This window comes from Pseudomonas sp. GQ91, from assembly GCF_059758795.1.
The window spans coordinates 79,127-101,974 of record NZ_JCAXED010000010.1 but is presented as its reverse complement, the minus strand read 5'-3'; the positions used below and the strand labels follow the sequence as shown (position 1 = coordinate 101,974).

Annotated in this window: 19 protein-coding genes; 11 read left to right on the top strand and 8 right to left on the bottom strand. The window is 58.7% G+C overall.

Features of this window, described 5'->3' with window-relative positions:
• Positions 1-3 precede the first annotated feature (3 nt).
• The 6 genes from AC6CIA_RS16475 (at position 4) to AC6CIA_RS16450 (ending at position 7,209) form a co-directional block, all read left to right on the top strand.
• A complete protein-coding gene (locus tag AC6CIA_RS16475; RefSeq protein WP_498313489.1) occupies positions 4-1,296 on the top strand; it encodes an ATP-grasp domain-containing protein in 1,293 nt (430 codons plus the stop codon).
• 27 nt (positions 1,297-1,323) lie between these two features.
• A complete protein-coding gene (locus tag AC6CIA_RS16470) occupies positions 1,324-2,541 on the top strand; it encodes a phenylacetate--CoA ligase family protein (RefSeq protein ID WP_498313487.1) in 1,218 nt (405 codons plus the stop codon).
• A gap of 148 nt (positions 2,542-2,689) precedes the next feature.
• Entirely contained in the window at positions 2,690-3,844 is a 1,155-nt protein-coding gene (locus AC6CIA_RS16465) for a KamA family radical SAM protein (RefSeq protein WP_498313485.1), read from the top strand.
• A 30-nt stretch (positions 3,845-3,874) separates the two neighbouring features.
• On the top strand, positions 3,875-5,242 hold the full coding sequence (locus AC6CIA_RS16460) for an ATP-grasp domain-containing protein (protein ID WP_498313483.1): 1,368 nt from the start codon (positions 3,875-3,877) through the stop codon (positions 5,240-5,242).
• Between the two features lie 31 nt (positions 5,243-5,273).
• A complete protein-coding gene (locus AC6CIA_RS16455) occupies positions 5,274-5,978 on the top strand; it encodes a 2OG-Fe dioxygenase family protein (protein WP_498313481.1) in 705 nt (234 codons plus the stop codon).
• Positions 5,968-7,209, top strand: a complete 1,242-nt coding sequence (locus AC6CIA_RS16450) for an MFS transporter (RefSeq protein WP_145337365.1) — start codon at positions 5,968-5,970, stop codon at positions 7,207-7,209. Before AC6CIA_RS16455 ends, AC6CIA_RS16450 begins: the two co-directional genes overlap by 11 nt.
• Before the next feature lie 434 nt (positions 7,210-7,643).
• On the opposite strand, the gene AC6CIA_RS16445 is transcribed toward AC6CIA_RS16450, so the two are convergent.
• Together AC6CIA_RS16445 and AC6CIA_RS16440 are read right to left on the bottom strand one after the other, a co-directional pair.
• Complete coding sequence (locus tag AC6CIA_RS16445) at positions 7,644-8,630, bottom strand: hypothetical protein (protein ID WP_498313479.1); 987 nt, start codon at positions 8,628-8,630, stop codon at positions 7,644-7,646.
• A 472-nt stretch (positions 8,631-9,102) separates the two neighbouring features.
• The gene (locus AC6CIA_RS16440) at positions 9,103-10,041 is read right to left on the bottom strand and encodes a LysR family transcriptional regulator (RefSeq protein WP_498313477.1); all 939 of its coding nucleotides are present in this window, start codon (positions 10,039-10,041) and stop codon (positions 9,103-9,105) included.
• A gap of 101 nt (positions 10,042-10,142) precedes the next feature.
• On the opposite strand from AC6CIA_RS16440, the gene AC6CIA_RS16435 reads away from it, so the two are divergent.
• Positions 10,143-11,039: a DMT family transporter gene (locus AC6CIA_RS16435; RefSeq protein WP_498313475.1), complete on the top strand. Its 897-nt coding sequence runs from the start codon at positions 10,143-10,145 to the stop codon at positions 11,037-11,039.
• Between the two features lie 64 nt (positions 11,040-11,103).
• Here the strand turns inward: AC6CIA_RS16435 and AC6CIA_RS16430 are convergent, their stop codons facing one another.
• From AC6CIA_RS16430 to AC6CIA_RS16405, 6 genes are read right to left on the bottom strand one after another with little or no spacing between them, the layout of a single operon-like run.
• Positions 11,104-12,036, bottom strand: coding sequence for a phosphatidate cytidylyltransferase (locus AC6CIA_RS16430; protein WP_339529644.1), 933 nt, complete (start codon positions 12,034-12,036; stop codon positions 11,104-11,106).
• A 1-nt stretch (position 12,037) separates the two neighbouring features.
• On the bottom strand, positions 12,038-12,658 hold the full coding sequence (locus AC6CIA_RS16425; protein WP_498313473.1) for a lysophospholipid acyltransferase family protein: 621 nt from the start codon (positions 12,656-12,658) through the stop codon (positions 12,038-12,040).
• Between the two features lie 9 nt (positions 12,659-12,667).
• Positions 12,668-13,111, bottom strand: a complete 444-nt coding sequence (locus AC6CIA_RS16420) for a hypothetical protein (RefSeq protein WP_498313471.1) — start codon at positions 13,109-13,111, stop codon at positions 12,668-12,670.
• Positions 13,101-14,399, bottom strand: coding sequence for a phosphatase PAP2/dual specificity phosphatase family protein (locus AC6CIA_RS16415; protein WP_498313469.1), 1,299 nt, complete (start codon positions 14,397-14,399; stop codon positions 13,101-13,103). The genes AC6CIA_RS16420 and AC6CIA_RS16415 overlap by 11 nt, the downstream gene beginning before the upstream one ends.
• 2 nt (positions 14,400-14,401) lie before the next feature.
• Positions 14,402-16,156 (bottom strand): bifunctional alpha/beta hydrolase/class I SAM-dependent methyltransferase, encoded by a 1,755-nt coding sequence (locus AC6CIA_RS16410; protein WP_498313467.1) that lies wholly within the window; start codon positions 16,154-16,156, stop codon positions 14,402-14,404.
• A gap of 10 nt (positions 16,157-16,166) precedes the next feature.
• Positions 16,167-16,790 (bottom strand): CDP-alcohol phosphatidyltransferase family protein, encoded by a 624-nt coding sequence (locus AC6CIA_RS16405; RefSeq protein WP_498313465.1) that lies wholly within the window; start codon positions 16,788-16,790, stop codon positions 16,167-16,169.
• A gap of 173 nt (positions 16,791-16,963) precedes the next feature.
• On the opposite strand from AC6CIA_RS16405, the gene hflK (AC6CIA_RS16400) reads away from it, so the two are divergent.
• From hflK (AC6CIA_RS16400) to AC6CIA_RS16385, 4 genes are read left to right on the top strand one after another with little or no spacing between them, the layout of a single operon-like run.
• Positions 16,964-18,904, top strand: a complete 1,941-nt coding sequence (gene hflK, locus AC6CIA_RS16400; protein WP_498313463.1) for a protease modulator HflK — start codon at positions 16,964-16,966, stop codon at positions 18,902-18,904.
• Positions 18,905-18,913: 9 nt separating this feature from the next.
• Positions 18,914-19,900, top strand: a complete 987-nt coding sequence (hflC, locus tag AC6CIA_RS16395; RefSeq protein WP_498313675.1) for a protease modulator HflC — start codon at positions 18,914-18,916, stop codon at positions 19,898-19,900.
• Positions 19,897-20,931: a protease modulator HflK gene (gene hflK / locus AC6CIA_RS16390; protein WP_498313461.1), complete on the top strand. Its 1,035-nt coding sequence runs from the start codon at positions 19,897-19,899 to the stop codon at positions 20,929-20,931. Before hflC ends, hflK (AC6CIA_RS16390) begins: the two co-directional genes overlap by 4 nt.
• Positions 20,928-22,823 (top strand): heavy metal translocating P-type ATPase, encoded by a 1,896-nt coding sequence (locus AC6CIA_RS16385; RefSeq protein ID WP_498313460.1) that lies wholly within the window; start codon positions 20,928-20,930, stop codon positions 22,821-22,823. The genes hflK (AC6CIA_RS16390) and AC6CIA_RS16385 overlap by 4 nt, the downstream gene beginning before the upstream one ends.
• Positions 22,824-22,848: the final 25 nt, after the last annotated feature.

Here is a 22,848-nt window from a genome sequence, read left to right as displayed (position 1 = left end):
CCAATGACCAAGCGCTGTCTGATAACTAACCCCGTCTCCAATGCGAACCTGTTGGTCGGGTATTTGAAGGCACAAGGTGTCGACTGTTATGCCGTCATTGAGATGGATAAAGTCAGCCGGATGCCATCATTGAGCGAGAAAAAGAAAGGTGAATTCAACGCCGAGCTTTATCACGGCATCTTCATCTCGGCCGAGCAAGTGCCGGGGCCGCAGGAACTGCCGTTCGATATTATCCTGGCTGGCAGTGAAAACGGCGTTGCGCTTGCCGAGCGCCTGAGCCAGCGACACGGGCTGGCGGGCAATGACCCGGCGCATACCGGACTCCGTCGTCATAAAGATGCCATGCACCGGGCGCTCGCACAGGCCGGTTTGGCCGCAATACCGACCTGCGTGCTGGACGGACTCTCGGCGGCCCTTTCGCTGCTCCCGTGTTGGGAGGCTTATCCCTGTGTATTCAAACCGCAATCTTCAGCAGGAGGGGAAGGGGTCGTTTTTTGCCGCAACCGTATTGAACTGGAGCGGGCGTTTCTGGGCGCGGATTGGGGCGGTTTTTCATCGACATGGTCCAACAATGACTGCTTTGTGTTGCAGCCATTCATTACCGGCAAAGAGTACGTTGTCGACATGGTGGCGCAGGCAGGCAAGTACGTTGTTTCATCGGTCTGTCGTTATATTCGGTGTGATGAGCTGGGAATTGATAGCTGCCCCTTCGTGAAGAAATTTACCTTTTTACTGGACCCGGACTGCGAACGTCTTCGTGCGCTGGTCGCCTATGCGCAACAGGCCGCTTGCGCGTTGGGTATTCGTACGGGCGCGATCCATATGGAGTTGCTCGATAGTCCGGCTGGGCCGGTCATGATCGAAGTCGGCGCGCGGTTACACGGGACCATTACGCCGGCGCTGTTCGAAAATTGTTATGAGCCGCATTTATTGGGCCAACTATACGCCACCAGTTTTGCAGGGGGCGAGGTCGGTTCAGCCAGGCTGATCAGACGCGGCATTATCAGTGACGTCATCAGTATGGCGCCGGGTGTATTCAACGGGGCAAACGAAGCGCTCGCACCACTCGAAAGTTTCATCGCGCTTCAAGCTTCAGTCGAAGTGGGCGAGCGCTTCAAGACCACCAGCGATTTGTTTTCGTCATCAATGAATGCGGCGTTTTCCCATCAGGACGAAACGGTTCTTTGGGATGACCTGGCGGTATTTGAACGATGGACCGAGACCGTCTTGAACGGTGCGACATTAACGCCGGCCGCGTGGCAGTTTCTCAGGAATGAGTACCGCGCCTACTTCTAGCAAGGCACTGCAGGGAAGGCAGCTTGCATGATCAATCACTCTTTTTTTGATACGCAGTCGTTCGACCGAATGGTTCAGCACTATCACGATGCCGGTTACACGGGCTATCCGCGAGTGCTGGACTATGAGCAGTTCGACCGGCTTTATCCTCAGGCTTCAAAAGCCGATCTGCATGAGCGATCGGAGAAACTTCGACGGGCAGGTGGTTTGCGTCAGTGCTATCTGATCAGTTCATCAGGTACCACGGCGTCTTCTTTAGTGGTTGCCAGTGATTATGCCGCCGGCGAATTACGTGATGCTTATTCTCTGGAGATCCGCCGCTTTCTAGGGCAGCGGGTATTTTCCAGTCGCGATGTGGTGGCCAACTTATTGGTGCCTGGCGGGTTTGGTTGTTTATATGAAGGGCTTTCGCGTTTATTGGAACCCATTGGGTGCACCCTTTTGCCGGTTGGTCGTTTGGACGCACAGGATTGCCCTCAAACCTGTCTGCAGATATGCCGAGACGCCGGCGTCTCGGCCTTGTTGGCAACACCGGGCGGTATTATTCAAGCCGCACACTGGGCGGTGCAGGCGCATGTGAAGCTGGATATTCGCAAGGTTATCTATATTGGCGAGGCCTTCTCCGCGGCCAAGCAGCGCTATATCCGCACGGTTTGGCCAAACGCCGCGTTTTACGGCCTTTATGGCAATACCGAAGTAGGATTGGTAGGCGTATCGACTCCCCAGCACCCGCCGGGACATTATGATTTCTTGAGTAAATGGGTGTTGGCGGAAGTCGATGAGCAAGGCAAGTTGTACCTTAGCGACTTGAAAGCACCCCGGGTTCCGGTATTACGTTATGACACCGGAGACCTGGCGACTTTATTACCCACCTCTAACCTGCGGGTCGGCACCTTGGTGTTGCACGGGCGCAGTGATAAAAGTTTTAACTTCTGCGGTAATTTATTAAGCCTATCCCTGGTGAGCGAAACGATATGGCAGCGCTGCGGCCAGCCATTCGCTCTGCAACTGACACTGAGCAGCGGCGATGCGGGTAAAGATCACCTGTGTGTAACGGGTGATTTGACCCATTTTACTGACGCCCAAGCAGCGCGTGCCGACATCGAATCTGCCCTGATGGCAATGCCGGCGTTGGCAGAAGGATTGCGACGCGGCGTCGCGACGATCCAGGTTGAACCCGACGCAGCATTTTGGGTCAGTGCGCGGGAAAAAGTTCCTACCTTGCGCGATTTACGCCAGACATAAGTATTCGGTCCCTGACGGCAGGCCACTATTCAAATAAGAACAATTGAGTGGATGTTTCACTCATTGGTTTTAGCCACGCCCGCACGTTCTGATCAGTGCGATATTCACTACCGTGTTGTAAATATTTACTGAGAGAGGCATCCGGTCAATGACGACAATCAATCAGGTTATCCACGTTGTAAACCAATGGAGCGACTGGCGCTGGCAGCAGAAAAACGCCGTGCGCGACGAGCCTTCACTGCGTGAGGCCTGCGGCGGTTGGGGCGACGACGTGACGACCCATATCGTGCACAACTTACAAGGACGCAAGTTGCAGATCACGCCCTACTATATTGATTTGATCATGCGGTCGCTCAACGCCGGCAGTGTGCTGGAGCATCCACTTTGGCGACAGGTAGTGCCCTACTGGAACGAACTTGCGCAGAATGATTACGACGGTATTTCTGAGAACTGGGAGTTGCACCATGAAATGAAAACACCGATCTGCCAGCATAAATACGATAACCGCGTCATCCTGCGCTTGACCAATACCTGCAACGCCTATTGTCAGTTCTGCTTCGAGGCGCTGCGGACTCTGCAAGTGGGGACCGAGAAGCCCAACGCCAATACCAACTCTTTTCTCGATTCCCTTGAATATATCCGTAATACGCCTGCCATTGAGGAAGTCATTCTCAGCGGTGGCGATCCGTTAATGCTGTCCGATCACAAGCTGGAGGAAAACCTGGCGGCGCTGCGCTCGATCAGTGATGACCTGCTGATTCGTATCCACTCGCGAGCCTTGAGTTTCAACCCGTTTCGCGTGACCGACGAGCTGGTGGCGATGCTGGAAAAATACAAGGTCAATGCATTCGGCCTACATGTCTGCCACCCGCTTGAATTGAGTGACGACTTTGCACGTGCCGTTAAACGTATTCAGTCGGTAGTGCCGATCGTCTTTTCGAACATGCCGTTGCTACACGGCGTCAACGACGATGAGCAGACGCTTCACACGCTATTCATCGATCTCTACCGCATGGGCGTCAAGCCCTATTACCTATACCACTTCATGCCGTTTTCTCCCGGTGCCAGTGAATACAAAGCGTCCATCAGCCACGCGATCGCGCTGATGAAATGCCTCAAACGGCGCGTTTCCAATATCGCCATGCCTGAATACGTGCTTCCCCATGCCCAAGGCAAATTCACGGTGCCCATCATGGATTTCGATAAGCCCGATGAGCTGCCCCGCTTTGAAATGCGCGATGGTCAGCGTTATTACACGTTCCAGAGTTGGAACGGTCATCGGTGCAGTTGGCACGATGCATGAGCAGCCTTTGACTAGACGTGGTGAACAACGATGAAGCAAGACGCTATTCTGTTTATTGATATCGACGACAGCCCCTCTGTGCGCTATCGCTACCGTGAACCACACTTTGCCGCTGCTCGCTTGCAAGGGCTGCTGTGCCTGATCGCAGGAGTCTGTGGGCGCAACCAACTGCAACGGTTGCAGCAGGACAGTGACGAGGTGTTCTTGCTTGAAACCCTGAGCGAGCAAACTATTTTAGAGCTGGTCGACGAGCTTCAGGATCGGTACACCGTGCGAGCCATCTTTTGTCATGCGGGACATGCTTCTGCCCAAGGGCAAGTGGGTTGTATCGTCGCAAGGGTGTGCCAAAAGCTCGGTCTGGTTTCTGCGTCGGCCGAGGCCATAGCCGCGTGCAACAACAAGTACCTGATGCGTCGCGCCCTGCAAAAGCAAGGGTTGCGCTCAGTTCCTTTTGCGCTGTGCAATGATGAAAAAGAGCTGGAAGAGGGCGCCGCCCGGGTGGGCTACCCGCTGATTGCCAAGCCTGCGTTTGGCGGCGCGTCGGCGTTTATCAAGCGTTGTTCGAACTGGGCGCAGTTGCGAGATCACTATGTGCAGTTTGTCGCGCGTCACGGTGAAGCCGCATGTGCCGATTTCTACGGGTGCGCCCATACCTTGCCCAACGACGACGGGACTTCACGCGAGTACATTCCGGGTCGAAGCCTCATGCTTGAGGGATTTATCGAGGGCGTTGAAGGCACGGTGGAATGTGTGGCGGCGGGCAATCGAATTTATCCCGTGCTGATCAACGAAAAGCTGCTGCTGACAGAGCGTAGCGGCACCGTGTTGGAGAATCTGTTAATTACGCCTCCTGTTTCGTTCACGGCGCAGCAATGTGACCAGATCCGCAGTTACGCCGCTGCGTGCTTGCAGGCATTAGGCCTGACTGACGCGCTCGCGCATTTCGAATTTCGCATGACGGAGCAGGGGCCTGTGGTCATTGAGATCAACCCCCGGTTGGGTGGATTGTATGTTAATGCCGCTTTGCGCGATCTCGCAGGCTTCGATCCGTATCAGCTGTATGTCTCCCTGCTGTTGCGTGATCTGGCAGTCGACACCCTGCTTGACACCGTGCAAAGCAAAGTCGGTGCGGCAACGCAAAGCTACGCAATGCTGGCGGTTTATCCCGAAAGAAGTGGCTGTTTCAAAGGTTTTGAAGGGCTAGGGTACTTGGACGATCACCCGGCTGTGGTGGAATACGCCGTGCAGGAAGCCGGTGGCTATCTCGACGCCGATATTGAAGAGCATTACCTGCTCAAGTGCTGGGCCAAGGTCGACGGTGTTGCCCACGCCTGTGCACTGCATGATGCGGTCCGGCAAAACCTCAACGCAGTTATCGACCTCCCCTTCGCAGGATAGCGCTATGGATAGCTCACAGATTTCGGCTCACTTGAGCCAGCATCATTATTGGCATGGACGTCGCTTTCGCGAGTTGCTGCACATCGAGCAAGAGGAAGAACACAGCTTCCGAGCTTACTGGTCGAACCTGGTTCGGGACGAGGCGTTCAGAGAGTACACCCACCGCGAGCGGCGGATTCTGCGCTATCGCTTAGCGCCCAACGGGCATTTGCAGATGGACAGAAATGCCAATTACGCCTCCTCGGTCGTTTACCCCATTGAGTACCGCCAAGGGTTGAATACCCTGAGTTATTCAGAGGAAGGTTTTATCTCCCATCCGCTCTTGCAGCGGCTGCTGGCCACCGACATTGCTGCTATTGGTCCGCAGTTAGGCAAGTATTTGTACGCTATTGATATCCACCAGTTTCGGGTCAAGGCGGATAAACCAACCGGCAGCCCGACAACCTCGGGGATTCATCAGGATGGGCTTGACTGGGTGTTCATGCACTTCATCGACGCGTGCAACACGGTGCCTGTGGTGTCGGAAATCTACGCCTCGCAGGAAGCTGACAGCTGTCTGCTCAGCGTGCCCATGGAGCACTTCCTGGAAACCATCGCGATCAACGACAGCAAGGTCTACCACCGCGCCGGCTTGGTTCGCCCATTGAGCGGCGATCTGCCCGCCAGCCGCGACCTGCTGCTTGTCGGATTCCGACGCCTGCCCGCTAACGTAGAGGGTGCGGATCATGCTCAATGACGACCTTGCGCTTCCCCGGTCCGCCCGCAACGGACGCCTGATCGTATTCGCCAGGGGCGTTTCCGATTTTGGTGCCTTTCTTAACATGGTGGCTTTATCGACCTACGTCTATTGGCTAAGCCAAAGCGTGGTGTTCGTCAGTGTGTTCCTGGCGTGTCGAGTCGCGGGCGGCATTGTCGCCAGCCTGTTCGGGATCAGCTTTTTCAGGCACTTTCCCGGACGAGGCGCATTGGCCGGGCTGGATCTCTCCAGGGCTATGCTATTGACTCCGCTGCTCTTGCTGGCACCGGCCCACCAGCTGAGCATCCTGCCTTTCATCGCGTTCGGCATCGGGTTATGCAATTCCCTTTTTGCGATCGGCCTCAATAGCCAGTTGCCTACCTGGGTTGCCCCCGGCCTGCGTGTGAACACTAATGCCTGGCTGACGTCTGCGGCCGCCACGGGAGCAATATTCGGCAGCCTGCTGTCGGGATTGTTGATCGCAGAAGGCGGATTTGAGGCCGTCTTTGCAACCAATATCGCCACTTACTTGCTGGCCGCCATCCTGATTGTTCCGCTGCGGGCGTTGTATGCGGTATCTCCCGTGGCGCACAAAGGGCTGTCGGGAGAGTGGCATGCACTCAAGCAGGGGCTACGCAGTACGCCTGTGCTAGCGGCGATGTTGCTCATCAGCCTGCTTGATACCCTGGGCAGTGCAGCACACAACGTCGGGTTTCCGGTGCTGTCTCAGCTCATTGCCCCCGATACCGTGAACACGGTCATGGGCTATTTATTGGCAGTGTGGGCATGCGGCAAGTTTGCCGGGGCGCGTTTGGCCAATGCACTGTTGAAAGGATGCGGCATTCAAGGCATGGAGCGCTTGTTCATGGTCGGAGTCGCGCTGATGTCGACTGGCTTCATCCTGACCTTCCAGCAGGCGCAGTTGTGGCTGGCGCTGGTGTTTATTGTCTGGGCGGGCGTGGGCGATGGAATGGCCGAAGTGGCCTTGATATCGCGTGCCCAGCGTGAACCTGAGGCGCTACGTTTGCCGCTGTTCAGCTTATTGACGCTGATCCAGATGACCGGCTTCGGCGTGGGAATGCTCATCGTCGGGCCGTTCTATCTGGCCTGGAGCCCGGCGCAGGTGATTGTGCTGTTCCACGGCCTGCCGTTAAGTGCGTTGAGTATCATGGCGGTGTGGATGTACCTTAGACGTCGGCGTTTGCCCGCCAAGGCGCTGTTCGAGGAGTGACGCGCGTGGGCACTCGCTCGCGTGCTGTACCGGCACACGAGTGAGTGCGGTGTTTCCATCAGTTCGCCAGGCCTGCGTTCTCCAGAACGTTTTCGATCCAGCTCCGGCAGTTCCGCAAGAATCAACTCAATGGCTCTATGTGTTACGCATGCCGGATGACCGCCCTCGGAGGCGCTCTGCTGTTGGGGAAAATAGGGAAAGACTTTAGTGCCCTCATTCGCCGCCACCAAAGCCCGATGGCACTTAGGGCATACGCACCTCAGTCCATTGGCGACTTCGTCAGCCTGGAGCAACTGCCCGCCACACTCGCCAAAGGGAATCATGTTGCCAGACATCCACGATTATCCTTCTTCGCAGCTTGTAGTTATGGTCACAATTGAACCGTGAAATGGGACGATGGCCATCCAGCATTAGCGCCTACGTCCTGATGTTCTTCACTGCTGAATACGTAATCCGGTTGCCTCGTGTTTGCGCTTGAGCTCTACATCAATATCCGCAACGAACCTCTCGGGCGTCGTTGCAAGAGTTTCCCCCGTCAAACGGTGCACAGCGATCACGGTCTCCGCCCGAACGGCTTGATTGCTGGTGAGCTGAACTGCACGTACCAAATTGGATGGTTCGACAAAATCGCTCATCATTTTGGACATAGCTCCAAGCTCTCGCTCCAGGCTCGTGATAGCAGCCACATTATTGAGAGTGGCCTCTGCATGATCGATTTCAGCGTTCGTCAACTGGTCTTTGGTCGGGATGAGCTCGAGCTGTTTACGGTAATCCGATATCTGGCCGGCGTACATTTGATGGTCCCACTCAAGCCACGCTCCCAAACCGATGAGCTTGCCGTAGGAGCTCGGGTACCAATTTCTTTCAACAACCTTCCGGCCATTCTCGGTGCCTGTCTTGGTTATCTGATATTCCCAGATCACCTCCAGCCTATTAGCCTTCCAGCGTTCGATTAGTTTTTGCCAAATCTGCCGGGGGAGCGCGTTGTAGAGCTCTGAGATTCGAGCTTGCACATCCCGGTGCTGCATGTGAAGGGCTTTGCCCTGCTCTACGTAGGATTGCCGCTTCTTGAGCAGGGATTCCACTCTCCGACGGCGGATTGATTGCCGCCGGTTCGCATCAAGCTGCGTGAAGCCTGCTTTGAGCGATTCATCATCTAGGCTGAGGTACTTGTGGGCACAGCAATTGCCGATCAGAACCACTGAACCATCAGTACAACTGACGACGTAACCTTTCTGGTGAGGCTGACCACATTGCTTACCAAGCTTTTCATACTGGCAGCTTGCTTCACGTTGATAGAGCTTATATGGCCACTCCCCGTGCCCGAAATTTTCTTTCTTAAGCAGCAGATCGAGGGCAATGTCAAAGTGACCTTGGATGTCCGCTAAGGTCTTGAAGTCCATGAAGTCGGTTGTTGGCATCAATTGCTCCAATCTGTTTGAGACGAGAGAAGATGGAACGCGTACATGAGTCTGTATGTATAAACAGTATAGTCCGCTCAGGCTTTGGGTGGAAGGCTTTGTGCCATCGCTTGATACTAGAGCTCGGGTGTTGAAGGGAACTGCGTCTGACCACCCACAGTGCAAGGACGGTCAGCCGTCAGTCCGAGGATCGCCCTTACCCCGATTGGCACTCTTGATCGGGCGGGACGCCGCGTCGTTTATGGCTGCGACAGTTTTAATTCTCTAGAGCACTCGCCTTGACCGGCTTTTTGGGAGGTTGCGACAGTTTTGCGATATTTCGCAAACGAGCTGGACGCCGCGAAAAACGAGGGCCTTCTGCGACAGTTTTAATTCTCAAAAATCAGCTCTGGCAGGCAACCTCCCACCCCCCGGAGTTGCCTGCCGATGAGCCCTGAAGCTGCATGATTGAAAAAACTCGCCACAGGCTTATTTAGTCATTCCTATCGTGGCTTGGTGCCCATCCGCCACCGTCTTTGAACTTCTCAACTAAAAAATCCACAAAAACGCGCAACTTTGGAACGGAAAATTTGCTCGGTAAGAAAATGGCGTGAATGCTGTTGCCGAAAGTGCCCTCTACAACGTATTTGGGCAGGATGACACTGAGACTTCCCGTTCGCAGATCCTCGGCAATAGAGAACGTCGGGAGTAAGCCAATGCCGGCACCTTCCAGCACTGCCTGTCGCACAGATTCGCTACTGTTAACGCAGAACCGACCGGCTACGCGTACATCGGTCACCTCTCCATCGCGCAAAAAACGCCAGGTTACGTTCCGAGCCAGGCCGTTGATCAAGCAATTATGTGCTCCCAAATCACCGAGCGTGGTGATCGGGGGATGACTGCTTAAATAACCTGGTGTGGCGCACAGCACGTAATCGAGCCTGGCCAAATGTCGCGCAACAAAGCTGTCAACGGGGGTACTGGTCAGTCGAATCGCGATGTCGAATCCCTCTTCGACAATATCGACATAGCGGTCGCTTAAGGAAAGTGTGACGCTGATATCAGGATAAGCATTCAGAAACTGCCCGATCAAGCTGCTCAAGTGGAGATTGCCAAAGGCAACCGACGTGGTCACCCGCAGGTGCCCCCGAGGTGTTGATTGCAAGCTTTCGACGGAGCTGAGCAACGCGCTGGTCTCGTCAGTAATCCGAAGACCATGCTGGTAGGCAAGCTCTCCTGCTTCCGTGAGAGCGAGGCTACGAGTGGTGCGGTTCAACAATTTGGCTCCCAGCGTTTCCTCCAGCCGCCGCATTTGTTTGCTCACGGTGGACGTGGTCGACCCGAAGTAGCGCGCAGCTTTAGAGAAGCTCTTGAACTCAACAACTTTAACAAAAACAAAAACATCCGAAATATTATCTGAAAAACTTTCCATTGTTTCTCCAGAGGACACAGATTTGTTCTTTTTCGCCGTATTGTGCTGAACGGCTGAGTTAAATATTTTGAATTCTCTAGCGCTTTAACCCCGGAGGATTCATGAAAACCCTAACCAGAAGTTTTAACATCGCCTTACCAGCCACTCTACTACCCTTGCTTTTCATTGTCATGTGGAGTTCAGGTTATGTCGTTGGCAAAGTTGCACTCCCTTTTGTCGGGCCTTATACCCTGATTTTTATTCGTTTCGCCAGCGCGGCTCTGATCTTGCTGGGTGTGGCGCTCTTGACCAAAGCACCATGGCCAAAAACGCGCGCTCAAGTCGGTCACTTGGTCGTAGTGGGTATCTTGATCCAGGCGCTCCAGTTTGCGGGCCTATACATGGGTCTGGACTTGGGTGTGTCAGCCGCTGTTGCTGCCCTGATCGTTGGTACAATGCCGGTATTTACAGCGCTGGGTGCCACCCGTTTCCTCAACGAAAAAGTAAGTCGTATTGAGTGGTTCGGCCTGGTTGGCGGTTTGTTCGGTGTTGCGCTGGTGGTGTATGAACAGCTTGGCGTCACTGCAACGGCCGGCCTGACAGGTTATCTATGTGTCGTTCTAGCGCTGATTGGTATCACTACAGGTAGCCTATATCAGAAGAAGTATTGCTCTAACATGGACTTGCGTACTGGCGGTTTTATTCAATTAGCCACCGCATCTTTTATAATGTTCTTTTTCGCCGATCATTTTGAAAATCTCGCCGTCCAGTGGACCCCAACCATGATCTTTGCCTCGGGGTGGTTATCACTGGTCAACTCTATCGGCGCAATCAGTATTCTCTACATCCTTATGCGTAAAGGCGAAGCAAGCAAAGTTGCGGGCCTGTTCCATTTAATTCCAGCAGTTACCGCGTTAATGGGTTTTGTTTTCCTCGGTGAAGCTTTCAGTGCAATTAACGCAGTGGGCTTCGCGATTACCGCTTTGGCGGTATATGCGTGCACCCATGTCAAGAAGTGAGCTCATCCCCCGCCAATTTGAAGTTCCAATCTTGTTCAACGACCGAGGGAATATCTTTTACCTTTCAAGTCCACCAATACCGCACCAGATGAAAGAAAATCGGCGCCGCAAAACACACGGAATCCAGGCGATCCAGCATCCCGCCATGCCCTTCGATCATATGCCCCCAATCCTTCACGCCTCGGTCGCGCTTGATTGCCGACATCACGATCCCGCCTGCAAAGCCCAGTAAGTTGATCAACAACGCGATCAGGAATGACTGCCACGGATTGAATGGTGTGATCCACCACAGCGCGGCACCGATCAATGATGACAACAGGATCCCGCCGACAAAGCCTTCGACGGTTTTTGAAGGTGACAGGTTGGGCGCGATCTTATGTTTGCCGAACAGCTTGCCGCAGACGTACTGCAACACGTCCGAGAGTTGCACCACGATCACCAGGTAGGCGATCAGCAGCAGGTTGCGCCCTTCATAGCCGAGGATGTCGAGGGTCAGCAACGCCGGCACGAAAGACACGCAAAACACCGCGATCATCAAGCCCCATTGCACCTTGGAGGCCCGTTCGAGGAAGTGCGTGCTGTCGCCGCCCAATGAGGCGAGGATCGGCAATAGCAGGAACACGTAGACCGGGATGAAGATCGAGAACAATCCGTACCAGTCGAAGTAGATCAGCACGTATTGCAGCGGCAGCGCCAGGTAGAACGCCGCCACCAGCGCCGGATAATCGCTGCGCCGGGTGGGCGTGAGGGTGAGGAATTCGCGCAGCGCGTAGAACGACACTGCATAGAACAGCAGGATCACCGCTCCCGTACCCAGCCAGAATGCGATACCGATGACGATCACCATCACCCACCAGGCATTGATGCGTGCGTTCAGGTTGTCGATGACTGCATTGGGCGTGCCGCGGGTGCGCAGCTTGAGCATCAGGCCGATCAGTGAGGCAAGCACCAGGATCATGCCGATCCCGCCGAACAACATCAGGGTTTGGCTATCCATTTCAGACTTGCTCCGGGGCGAGGGCGAGCAGGGCGTCGCGGGTTCGGGCGAGGAACAACGCCTTGTCTTCGCCGTCCTCCAGTTGCAGCGGGGCACCGAAACTGGTGGTGCATAACAACGGCAGCGGCAGCACCCGGCCCTTGGGCATGACCCGATTGAGGTTGGCGATCCACACCGGGATCAACTGCGCCTGTGGGTAACTTCTGGCCAAGTGATACAGGCCGCTTTTGAAGGGCAGCAGACCGTCTTCCAGATTGCGCGTGCCTTCGGGAAAGATGATCAGCGAGTCGCCGTTTTCCAGGGCATCGAGCATCGGCTGCAGCGGGTTATCCACAGGGTCTTTGCGCTCGCGATCGATCAACACACCGTTGAACACCCGGTTGATGATGTAGCGGCGCAGTGAACTCTTGTTCCAATAATCGGTGCCGGCCACCGGCCGTGTGGTTTTACGCAGGTTCGCCGGCAGTGACGCCCACAGCAGCACGAAGTCGCCGTGGCTGCTGTGGTTGGCGAAATAGATGCGCTGTGCCGCCTCCGGCGAACAGCCGAGCCACAGACTGCGGGCGCCGGTGACGGTGCGGGCCATGGAGGTAATCAGGGTCGCGACCACGGGCTCAAACATAGCAATTCCTTATCCGGCAAAAGGCAGCCAAGGGCTGGCCAGGATCACGGCCAATGTCAGCAGGACTTGTGCGCCCAGCAAATAGGCTTGCTTGCGCAACAGTTTCAACGCGCCGCGCCGACGCTCGGTCCAGGGCCGGCTGGCGCGATTTGGCGATTGCAGGCCCAGGGTCTGTAGCGCCTGGTCGAGTTCGTCGGTGCGCTCCAGGCCCTTGGCCATCAACGCAAACAGCTCGGCGTCGAAGGCGACCCTCAGCGCCCAGTATTTTTGCAGCAGCCCGAGAATAATCATCCACACGGCGAGCAGCAGGCAGATCGGCGTAATACTGCTCATCAGCAGCTGCAGCAGACCTAACAGTACCCCAAGCAGGGTCAGGCCTGTGGATAACTGATCCAGCGATCGGCCTCGGCGCAGCAGGCTGGCGACGACCTGGAGTTCCATGTCAGCGGGCATAGGGCAGATCTCCCAACACTTCACGGTGAGCGGGGTGCAGGACGACATTGGGTCGTGCTGTACGAATAATAGCTACTGCTTCCTCGACCGTGGCTGCGCGCCGGCTGTCCAGCAGCCATGCGGCCACGGCGGTCGCGCTGCGCGAGTAGCCAAGGGCGCAGCACACCAGCACTGGCCCTTGTTCGCGCAGGCGTTCGATGGCGTGCGCCGCTTCCAGGCACTGGGTGGACGTGGGGGCGGTGAGATCCAGCACGGGCACGTTGTAGTAGGCGCGGCCCTGTGGATCCAGGGACAGCTCGGCGCACAGATCGACCACGGCCCTGAACGCGCCCAGTTCGTTCCTGGCAGGCAAACGCCCCAACCAGACGTTATCCACAACCCGCACCGGCTGTGGATGATTGCGCGTCCACAGGCGCGAGTTGATCCAGGCGGCGCCCAGGTACGGCGCAAATAACCAGCGCGACGCCGGGTTGAGCCGACCGTCGCCACGTTTTTGAAAGCCCGCGGCATCCAGCAGCCAATAGTTGAGCGCCACCAGCAGTACGGCGACAGCCGGCCAGAGCCACCACAACCAGCCGCCGCCGAGGACTAACGCCGCTATCGCCATGACCAGGCCGGCGAGGGCATAGCGCAAGCCCAAACGCCGGCGCTTCAGGTCTCGCGTCCACTGCGCATTGAGCAGCGGGCTGGGGTGCTCCAGCGGCCACAACCACACGCACAGCCAGCCGGCCAAGGCGCCTGTGGGTAAGTCAATAAAGTGATGTTGATAAGTGCTCAGCACCGAAATACCGATCAAGGCGAACCAGCCGTGCACCAGCCAACGCCACGGGCCTTGGGTATGCCGCTGGTACATGACCCACAGCACCACCAGCAAGGCAATGTGCAATGAGGGCGCCTGGTTGAACGGTTTGTCGAAGCCGGCCAGCAGCGCAAACATCCAGCCGAACACGCCGTTCATTTCCGGCCGCTCAAAGGTGAACCGCAATGGCCAGATCAGGAAGCAGCTGACGGCAATGACTTGCGCTGTGAGCAGGCGCAGGGCGTGACGTTTCAGTTCATGGCGGCTATTGGGCAGCAACAGTGAAAATCCGTACAACAGGTCAATCGACCAGTACGGCACGATGGTCCAGGCCCAGAACGGGATATGGCTTTCCCAATCAAACACCAGCGTGCCGACGTCCTCGCGCTGGCTGGTGACCCATGTGGCAAAGCCATAGGTGCTGAAAAACAACGGTGCCAGCAGCAACAGCCAGAGCACCGCCGGTTTTAAAAGACCGGGTTCGCGCATGTTCAGATCTTCTGGGCCAGGGACACACTGAAAATCCCCCATTCATCCACGCGCTGGGTGATCTTGCGAAAGCCCGCCGCCACCACCAGTTGATCCATTTCTGCCTGGCTGCGCCGGCGCATCACCCAGGCCTGGCCCTGGCGATGGCTGGTGAGGGCGCGGGCAATCAGTTCCAGTTGCGGATGCCACGGTTGGCCGGTGTAGACCAGATAACCACCGGGCTCCACCGCTTCGGCCAAGCCCGCCAGCGAGCCCGCGACCATGCCGTTGTCAGCGAACAGCTCGTACAGGCCGGAGACCACCGCCAGCGTCGGCTTGGGCTGCAGGGCGGCCAGGTCAGCGCGATCAAACGCATCGCCTTTGACGAACCGGGCGATATCATCCAGGCCTTTCTCGCGAATCAACGCGCCACCGTCGCGCACGTTGATGTCACTGTAGTCGCGCAGCAGGATCGACTCCGGTAGCGGCGAAACGCCCTGCAAGGCCTCCAGAATGTAACGTCCGTGCCCAGCGGCGATGTCGACGATACGCACTTCGCGGCCCACGTCGCGCAGCTGGGTCATGCCCAGGCGCAGTAACTCCTCGACATGCAATTTGCGCTGGCGAATGCCACGCCAGCCGATGGAGTTCAGATAATGGGTGTCGATCATCCGGCCCAGCGCGCCTTTGCCGGTGGGTTTATTGCGGTAGACATAATCCAGGGTGCTGCCGGAATCGAAGCCGGTGTCGAAGCCCAGCTTCACACCATCCGACAGCTTGCTGCCCAAGCCCATGCTGGCGCGGGTCATGCGCCAGTACCGATCTCGCAGTGAATTGCGCGGCAGGGGCGCGGCGAGGGACTCGGATTCAGCGCAGGTCAGGCCTATCCGGTCGGCGTCCAACAGACTGGCGCGGTCCAGCGGATGTTTGAAATTCTGCAGGATGAAACGCCTGGCGCTGTTCAAGGCCACGGCACGATCTCGCTCCCCGAGGGTGTCGTGAAAAAAACCGGGGAGTATATGCAGCTCTTTTTTCAGGCTGCCGAGACGCTCGAAGAATTGCTGCTGGGGTTTGCGATGCACCACAAAGTCCGAGCCCGAAATCAACAGTTGCGTCGGGACCTGGATCGCCTGGGCGTCGGCTACAACCCGGTCGGCGGCTTCGTACAGGCCCAACAGCACATTCACCGAGATCGCCTTGGTGATCAGCGGGTCGCTGTCGTAGGACGCCACCCGCTCGGGGTCGTGACTGAGAAACTTGGCCTTGACGTAGCTGTTGACGAAAAAATTGCCGCGAAAGCGCCGCATCAGCGCCAGGCCAGGCCGTGCGAAGGGCACATAGAGCTTGACCTTGAAGGCTGGGGAGGCGAGAACCAACGCGCGGATTTTCGGTGCGTAGTCATGCACCCAGGTCGCCGCAATCACCGCGCCGACGCTTTGCGCGATGACCGCGAGCTGTTCTTCCCCGAGGGTGTAGGTCGCGGCGATATGCTCGCAAAAGGTCTGTACGTCCCGGGCGCTGGTGCCGAAGCTGGGGCTGTCACCGCGCTCGCCCGGGGACTGGCCGTGGCCGCGGGCATCCCAGGCGAAAAAATCGAATTGCGGCAGATCCAACTCATCCACCAAGTGCGCGATGCGCCCGGAATGCTCATGGCCGCGGTGGAACAGCAGGATCGCCTGGCGCGGTTCAGGAGCGTTCGGCGCAGTGGCGGGCCAGTGACGGTAGAAAAGCTCCACCCCGTCATGGGTGCGGAAGGTGTGCTCTTGCTGTTCGCGCATCGCAAAGTCCTTATGCAATCGGTGGGAATTGCTGTGCTTCTTCAAGGCCCTGGCGGACACGATTGACCAGGGTGTAGGCGAGCAACGCGGCTACCAGCCACATCACGCCGTCGACCCCACTGGCACCCAACCAGCCCAGCGCCACGCCGGTGGCCAGCACGCCGAAAACAAAGGCCCGATCGCTCTTGCCCATTGGGCCGTCATAGCGCCGTGAAGCGCCGACCATTGGCCCGAGTACTCCGGCATATTCGCTGAACACCGCCAGCAGGGCCACCAGTAATACCGGCACCAGGCTCGCGTCGGGGATCAACGCAAACGGCAGAATCAGCGCGCTGTCGGCGATCACGTCACAGAGTTCATTGAGGTAAGCACCGAGACGCGATTGCTGGCCGAATTCGCGGGCGAGCATACCGTCGATGGCATTCAGGCCCATGCGCAGGATCATCCACGCGGGAATCAGCGCGAATAACCAGGTGTGTTGGGCAAAACCTGCGATCAGCAGGCCTACCAGCACGGAGATGACTCCGGCCAGCACGGTGATCTGGTTGGCGGTGGTGCCGTTGTCGTACAGACGTTGGACCAAGGGCCGCAGCAAGTCTTGAAAACGCGGCTTGAGCTGATAGATCGAAATCATGAGAGGCGCGTCCTTGTCTGTTTAACCCGCAAACAACTTTTCGGAGTGTGACGATTTATCCTGGCGCGTACTAGTGATAGCGCGTGTTTATGGGGGGCGTCAGGGAATCCGGCAAACAAAAATTTCACGCACTGTGTTATATGGTAACGAATTGTTTCCTGGTGGGCGTGTGAATGCGAGTGGATCTGGACGCTGAAGGCGCTGCCATCGAAGGGCTGCCGCGCTTTCAGCAAGGGCTGTTTCATGCCCGGCGCTTGCGACAGGCCGGCATCGGCCTGACGGCACTGGCCATCAGCGGCTGGGTATTGGCGCTGTTCGTGGCGTTGTTTGCGCCGTTGTCGATCTGGCCGGTGGTGCTGATCAATTGCGCGTCGGCATTGCTGGTGCTGGTGGCCGGGTTGCAATCGGCCTGGTGGGTGGCGGACTGGCGTGCCCAGGCGCTGGAACACCCTTCACTATCTCCGACCGAACGGCCAGCGCCCGCCGTCGAAGCGAACGTCCTTGACCGTTTGTTGCAACGTCTAGGCAGTCGATCGGCCAGCTTGCTGGCGCACATCGGCGCGCCGGTGCTGTGGTTGGCGGGTTGGTCATTGTTCGCGCTGATCAGTCTCGGGCAGTTCTGGAACCTGGCGTTGCCCGCCGCTGCCATCGGGCAGGCGGGCAGCGTGGGTGCGGCGCTGGCGTTGATCCTGGCCTTCTGCCTGCTGGTCATGGAACGACGCCTGGCCCAGGAAAGCACGGCTCAGTGGCCGGAAGCCGGGCAATTGGCGCAATTGAGCCGGGTTGCAATCATCTGTCTGGTGGTCAGCGGGATCTGTCTGCTGTTTGCCGAGGAAACATCGGTCTGGCCGCTGCGTCTCGCGACGCTGATCGGCGTGCTGCCCGCTCTGGTGGCTGTGGAGTTCCTGCTCCGGGCCGTGCTCTCGCTGTTCAGCCCCGATCAGCAACGCCTGGAGCCACGGCTGATTGCCCAGAGCTTTATCGCCAGCCTGTTGCGCTGGCCACCCCAGCCTTTACTTGCGCTGCAGCATGAGCTGCATAACCGCTTTGGCATTGACCTGCGGCAGATTTGGGCTTTTACCTACATGCGTCGGGCATTTTTGCCGGTGTTGGTGGCGGTGCTGGCGGTGGGTTGGTTGCTGACTGGCGTGCATGAAGTCGCCCTGCAAGGCCGTGGGATTTATGAGCGCTTCGGCAAGCCGGTGGAGGTCTTCGGCCCTGGTCTGCACGTGGGTTTGCCGTGGCCATTGGGCCGCGTATTGAGTGTGGAAAACGGCGTGGTGCATGAACTGGCCACCAGTGTCGGTGAAAACCCGGTGACTGACCTTGCGCCTGCCGAAGGCCCGGCTCCGCTGATTGCCAACCGCCTGTGGGACGCCAGTCACGTGAATGACAAATCCCAAGTGATTGCCAGCAGCAGCGGCAATAAGCAGAGCTTGCAGATCGTCAACATGGATGTGCGTTTCGTGTATCGCATCGGCCTGAGCGATCAGGCGGCGCTGGCGGCCACGTATAACAGTGCGGATATACCGACGCTGATCCGCAGCACTGCCAGCCGCATCCTCGTGCATGAGTTCGCCACGCGGACCCTCGATGAGTTGCTGGGGGAACAACGCACGGGGCTGGCCGATGAGGTGGGCCGGGCGGTGCAAGCCGACCTGCAGAAGCTCGACAGCGGCGTGGAAATTCTCGCCACGGTGGTCGAAGCGATTCACCCACCCGCCGGCGCCGCCAATGCTTACCACGCCGTGCAGGCGGCGCAGATAAGCGCTCAGGCGCTGATCTCCCGCGAGCGCGGTGCGGCCAGCGAGCAGAGCAACCTGGCGCAGTTGAATGCCAGTGTCGCCCGCGATCAGGCTGAAGCTACGGCCCATGAGGTCAAGGCGCACGCGCAAGCGGCCGACCTGCGTTTCACCGCCGAGCAACAGGCCTATGCCACGGCGGGTCGGGCTTTCGTGCTGGAACAATACCTGAGTCAATTGAGCCAGGGCCTGGCCCAGGCCAAGCTGCTCATTCTCGATCATCGGCTGGGCGCCAACAGTGCGCCGACGATCGATCTGCGTTCTTTTACCTTGCCGGCCGATCCCTCGTTGCCGCGTAAAGCCGTTCAATAAGGAGTCTGTCTGTTGAGCGCTCATTCCCATGATCACGCCGGCCACCACCACCATCATCACCATCATGCTGATGAACATGCGACGGGGCCTTTTCCTTGGCGGCGCATGGCCTGGGCCGTGTTGCTGGTGCTGTTCGCCGTTGCCGCTGCGAGCCTGGTGCAGGTGCGCTCCGGCGAAGCCACGGTCATCACCCGTTTTGGCAATCCGTCGCGGGTGCTGCTGGAACCGGGTCTCGGCTGGCGCTGGCCGCAACCGTTCGAAGCGGCGATTCCGGTGGACCTGCGCCTGCGCACCACTTCAAGTGGCCTGCAAGATGTGGGAACGCGGGACGGTTTGCGGATTATTGTCCAGGCCTACGTGGCGTGGCAGGTGCAGGGCGATGCCGACAATGTGCAGCGTTTCATGCGTGCGGTGCAGAACCAGCCGGATGAAGCCGCGCGGCAGATTCGTACCTTTGTCGGCTCAGCCCTGGAAACCACCGCCGCCAGCTTCGACCTGGCCAATCTGGTGAATACCGATGCCAGCCAGGTACGCATTGGTGAATTCGAAGCGCAGTTGCGCCAGAAAATTGATCAACAATTGCTCACCACCTACGGGGTGCGCGTGGTGCAAGTCGGGATCGAACGGCTGACCCTGCCTTCGGTGACCCTGGCCGCCACCGTCGACCGCATGCGCGCCGAACGGGAGACTATTGCCACCGAACGCACCGCCGTGGGCAAGCGTGAAGCCGCGCAGATTCGCTCCGCCGCTGAGCGTGATGCGCGGATCGTGCAGGCAGACGCCACGGTGAAAGCCGCTGATATCGAAGCTCAATCCCGCGTACAAGCCGCGCAAATCTACGGACGTGCCTACGCCGGCAATCCGCAGCTGTATAACCTGCTGCGTTCCCTCGACACGCTGGGTACCGTGGTGACGCCCGGCAGCAAAATTATCCTGCGTACCGACGCCGCACCGTTCAGAGCCTTGGTGGACGGGCCCAGGGACCTCCAGCCATGAGTCAGCGCGAATCCCCTGACAGCCCATGGATTCAGGCCGGGCGTCTGACCTTCCTGGCGCTGTACGCGGTGACGGTATTGGCGGCGCTGGCCTGGGCTTTTTCCAATGTACGGCAGATCGACCCGCAGAATCGTGCCGTGGTCTTGCACTTCGGCGCCCTGGACCGGATTCAGAATGCCGGCTTGCTGCTGGCGTGGCCGCGCCCGTTCGAACACGTGGTGTTGTTGCCGGCCGCGGATCGGGTGATCGAGCGGCGCGTGGAAAACCTGTTGCGTTCGGATGCCGCGATCCAGGCCGACCGGGTGGCCAGTTTTGCCAGGCCCCTGAGTGATACGTTGGCCGGCTCCGGTTACCTGCTGACCGGGGATGCCGGAGTGGTGCAACTGGACGTACGGGTTTTCTACAAGGTCAGTGAGCCTTATGCCTTTGTGTTGCAGGGCGACCATGTGTTGCCGGCGCTGGATCGTCTGGTGACGCGCAGCGCGCTGGCGCTGACGGCGGCGCGGGACCTGGACACGATCCTGGTGGCGCGCCCCGAACTGATGGGTACGGATAACCAGGCGGCGGAGCGTCGCGAGCGCTTGCGCGGCGATCTGGTGCAAGGTATCAACCAGCGTCTCGCCGAGCTGGCGTCCAGCGGCCTGGGCTTGGGCATCGAAGTCACTCGGGTCGATGTGCAATCCAGCCTGCCGAGCCCGGCGGTCAGCGCGTTCAATGCGGTGCTGACCGCCAGCCAGCAAGCCGACAAGGCCGTGGCCAATGCCCGCACCGAGGCCGAGAAACTGACCCAGACCGCCACTCAGGACGCCGACCGCCTGGTGCAAGTGGCGCATGCCCAGGCCAGCGAACGGCTGGCCCAGGCTCAGGCGCAAACCGCGACAGTCGCCAGTCTGGCCCAGATCAACGACCCGGGCCTGTTGCTGCGCCTGTACCGCGAACGCCTGCCGAAAATCCTCGCCCAGGCCGGTTCCGTGACCACGGTTGACCCTAAAGACGATTCACACCTGATCATTCAGGGAGCCGAGCAATGACCGCGCAGGCCGCAACGATGCTCTCATCGGCCGAACAACGCAGTGCCGCCCGGCAACTGACCCTCGCCATGCTTGCCTTGGGCCTGCTCGGTCTTGGCCTGGTCTGGCGCTGGCTGGCACCGGACCAGACTGGCGTCAGCCAATTGCTGTTGGGCTTTGCTTCACTGCTGGTGGCGGTGCCCGTCATGCGTTCGGCGTGGTTCAGCCTGCGTTATCCGAGCCTGCATGGGATTACTGACCAGTTGATCGCCCTGGCCATGCTCGGGGCCTGGGCCACCGGTGATCTGCTGACCGCTGCGTTGCTGCCGATCATCATGATCTTTGGCCACGTGTTGGAGGAGCGCAGTGTCATTGGCTCTCAGGAAGCCATTCATGCCCTCGGCAAACTGACCCGCAGTCACGCGCGGCGGGTGCAGGCTGACGGCAGCATTCTCGAAGTCGACAACGGCACGTTGAAGGCCGGCGATATCGTCGAAGTGCGCGCCGGTGACCGGGTACCCGCCGATGGCGTGGTGCTGTCGGGCCAGGCAAGCCTGGACACGGCGCCGATAACCGGCGAGTCGGTACCGTTGGAGGCCGGCGTCGGGATGCAGGTGTTTGGTGGGGCGATCAACCTCGATGGCTTGCTACGCCTGGAAGTCACCCGCACCGGCAGCGAATCCACACTGGGCAAGGTCATCGCGCTGATGCAGAACGCCGAGCGCGCCAAGCCGCCGATCACTCGGTTGTTGGAGCGTTATGCCGGCAGTTATCTGGTGCTGGTGTTGCTGCTGGCGGCAGTCACCTGGTTTGTCACCAACGATGCCCAGGCGATGCTGGCGGTGTTGGTGGCGGCCTGTCCGTGTGCGTTGGTGTTGTCGGCGCCGGCCACCGCAATTGCAGGCATTGCCGTTGCGGCACGTCACGGGATTCTGATTCGCAGTTCGGCTTTTCTTGAGGAACTGGCTGACCTGACGTCGCTGGTGGTCGACAAGACCGGCACCCTGACCTTTGGCACCTTGCGCCTGCACGCCATCGAGACCTCGGTGGCGGATCGGCAGAGGGTGCTCAACCTCGCAGCAAGCCTGGGTGCGGCCAGCAGTCACCCGGTCAGCCGGGCGCTGGCGGGGTTGGCGACGCAGGAGCAGTTGCAAGTGTTGTCGGATATCCGCGAACGCCAAGGCCTTGGCGTGGTGGCGCGGACGGCGCAGGGCGAAGCGGCCCTGGGCCGGCCAGAACTGTTTGAACAATTGGCTATTGCGACTTCCCCGATCCCCACCCATGACGGCCCGCTTGCGGGTTTGTCCCTGGATGGACAATTCCTCGCCTGGCTGCTGCTGGCCGACAGCGTCAAGCCCGAGGCGCGCCACGCCATGAAAGAACTGCGGGAGTTGGGCCTGGGTCGTCAATTGCTGCTGACCGGCGACCGTCAGAGTGTCGCCAACAGCCTGGCGGTACAGGTGGGTATCAGCGACATCCAGGCTCGGGCGTTGCCTGAAGACAAGCTCAACCGGGTGCTTGGGGAGATCGGCAGCGGGTTCCGGCCGATGGTGGTCGGCGATGGGGTCAACGACTCCCTGGCGCTCAAGGCCGGTGTCGTCGGCGTGGCCATGGGGGCGGGCGGCGCGGATATCGCCCTGGCCTCGGCGGACGTGGTGCTGATTGGCAGCGATCTGCGGCGCTTGGGTACCTGCGTGCGTTTGAGTCGACAATGCCGGCAGACGTTGCAGCAAAACGTGATCATCGGCCTGGGCTGGACCCTGGCAATCGTAGTGTTCGCGGCGTTTGGCTGGTTAGGCGCGGCGGGGGCGATGATCGCGGCGGTGCTGCATAACCTCAGCACCTTACTGGTGTTGGGTAACGCGGGGCGTTTGCTGAGGTTTCAGGAGCCGCTATTGAAACTGGAAGAATAATTTCCGACGACGTTGTAACGCTCAT

Excerpts from the sequence above, each read along its gene's own strand:
- AC6CIA_RS16475 (WP_498313489.1), top strand. The coding sequence starts at position 4 with ATGACCAAGCGCTGTCTGATAACTAACCCCGTCTCCAATGCGAACCTG.
- AC6CIA_RS16445 (WP_498313479.1), bottom strand. The coding sequence starts at position 8,630 with ATGCCAACAACCGACTTCATGGACTTCAAGACCTTAGCGGACATCCAA.
- AC6CIA_RS16460 (WP_498313483.1), top strand. The coding sequence starts at position 3,875 with ATGAAGCAAGACGCTATTCTGTTTATTGATATCGACGACAGCCCCTCT.
- AC6CIA_RS16385 (WP_498313460.1), top strand. The coding sequence starts at position 20,928 with ATGACCGCGCAGGCCGCAACGATGCTCTCATCGGCCGAACAACGCAGT.
- AC6CIA_RS16440 (WP_498313477.1), bottom strand. The coding sequence starts at position 10,041 with ATGGAAAGTTTTTCAGATAATATTTCGGATGTTTTTGTTTTTGTTAAA.
- AC6CIA_RS16410 (WP_498313467.1), bottom strand. The coding sequence starts at position 16,156 with ATGCGCGAACAGCAAGAGCACACCTTCCGCACCCATGACGGGGTGGAG.
- hflK (WP_498313461.1), top strand. The coding sequence starts at position 19,897 with ATGAGTCAGCGCGAATCCCCTGACAGCCCATGGATTCAGGCCGGGCGT.
- hflK (WP_498313463.1), top strand. The coding sequence starts at position 16,964 with ATGCGAGTGGATCTGGACGCTGAAGGCGCTGCCATCGAAGGGCTGCCG.
- AC6CIA_RS16425 (WP_498313473.1), bottom strand. The coding sequence starts at position 12,658 with ATGTTTGAGCCCGTGGTCGCGACCCTGATTACCTCCATGGCCCGCACC.
- AC6CIA_RS16435 (WP_498313475.1), top strand. The coding sequence starts at position 10,143 with ATGAAAACCCTAACCAGAAGTTTTAACATCGCCTTACCAGCCACTCTA.
- AC6CIA_RS16465 (WP_498313485.1), top strand. The coding sequence starts at position 2,690 with ATGACGACAATCAATCAGGTTATCCACGTTGTAAACCAATGGAGCGAC.
- AC6CIA_RS16470 (WP_498313487.1), top strand. The coding sequence starts at position 1,324 with ATGATCAATCACTCTTTTTTTGATACGCAGTCGTTCGACCGAATGGTT.
- AC6CIA_RS16420 (WP_498313471.1), bottom strand. The coding sequence starts at position 13,111 with ATGCCCGCTGACATGGAACTCCAGGTCGTCGCCAGCCTGCTGCGCCGA.
- AC6CIA_RS16405 (WP_498313465.1), bottom strand. The coding sequence starts at position 16,790 with ATGATTTCGATCTATCAGCTCAAGCCGCGTTTTCAAGACTTGCTGCGG.
- AC6CIA_RS16415 (WP_498313469.1), bottom strand. The coding sequence starts at position 14,399 with ATGCGCGAACCCGGTCTTTTAAAACCGGCGGTGCTCTGGCTGTTGCTG.
- AC6CIA_RS16430 (WP_339529644.1), bottom strand. The coding sequence starts at position 12,036 with ATGGATAGCCAAACCCTGATGTTGTTCGGCGGGATCGGCATGATCCTG.
- AC6CIA_RS16450 (WP_145337365.1), top strand. The coding sequence starts at position 5,968 with ATGCTCAATGACGACCTTGCGCTTCCCCGGTCCGCCCGCAACGGACGC.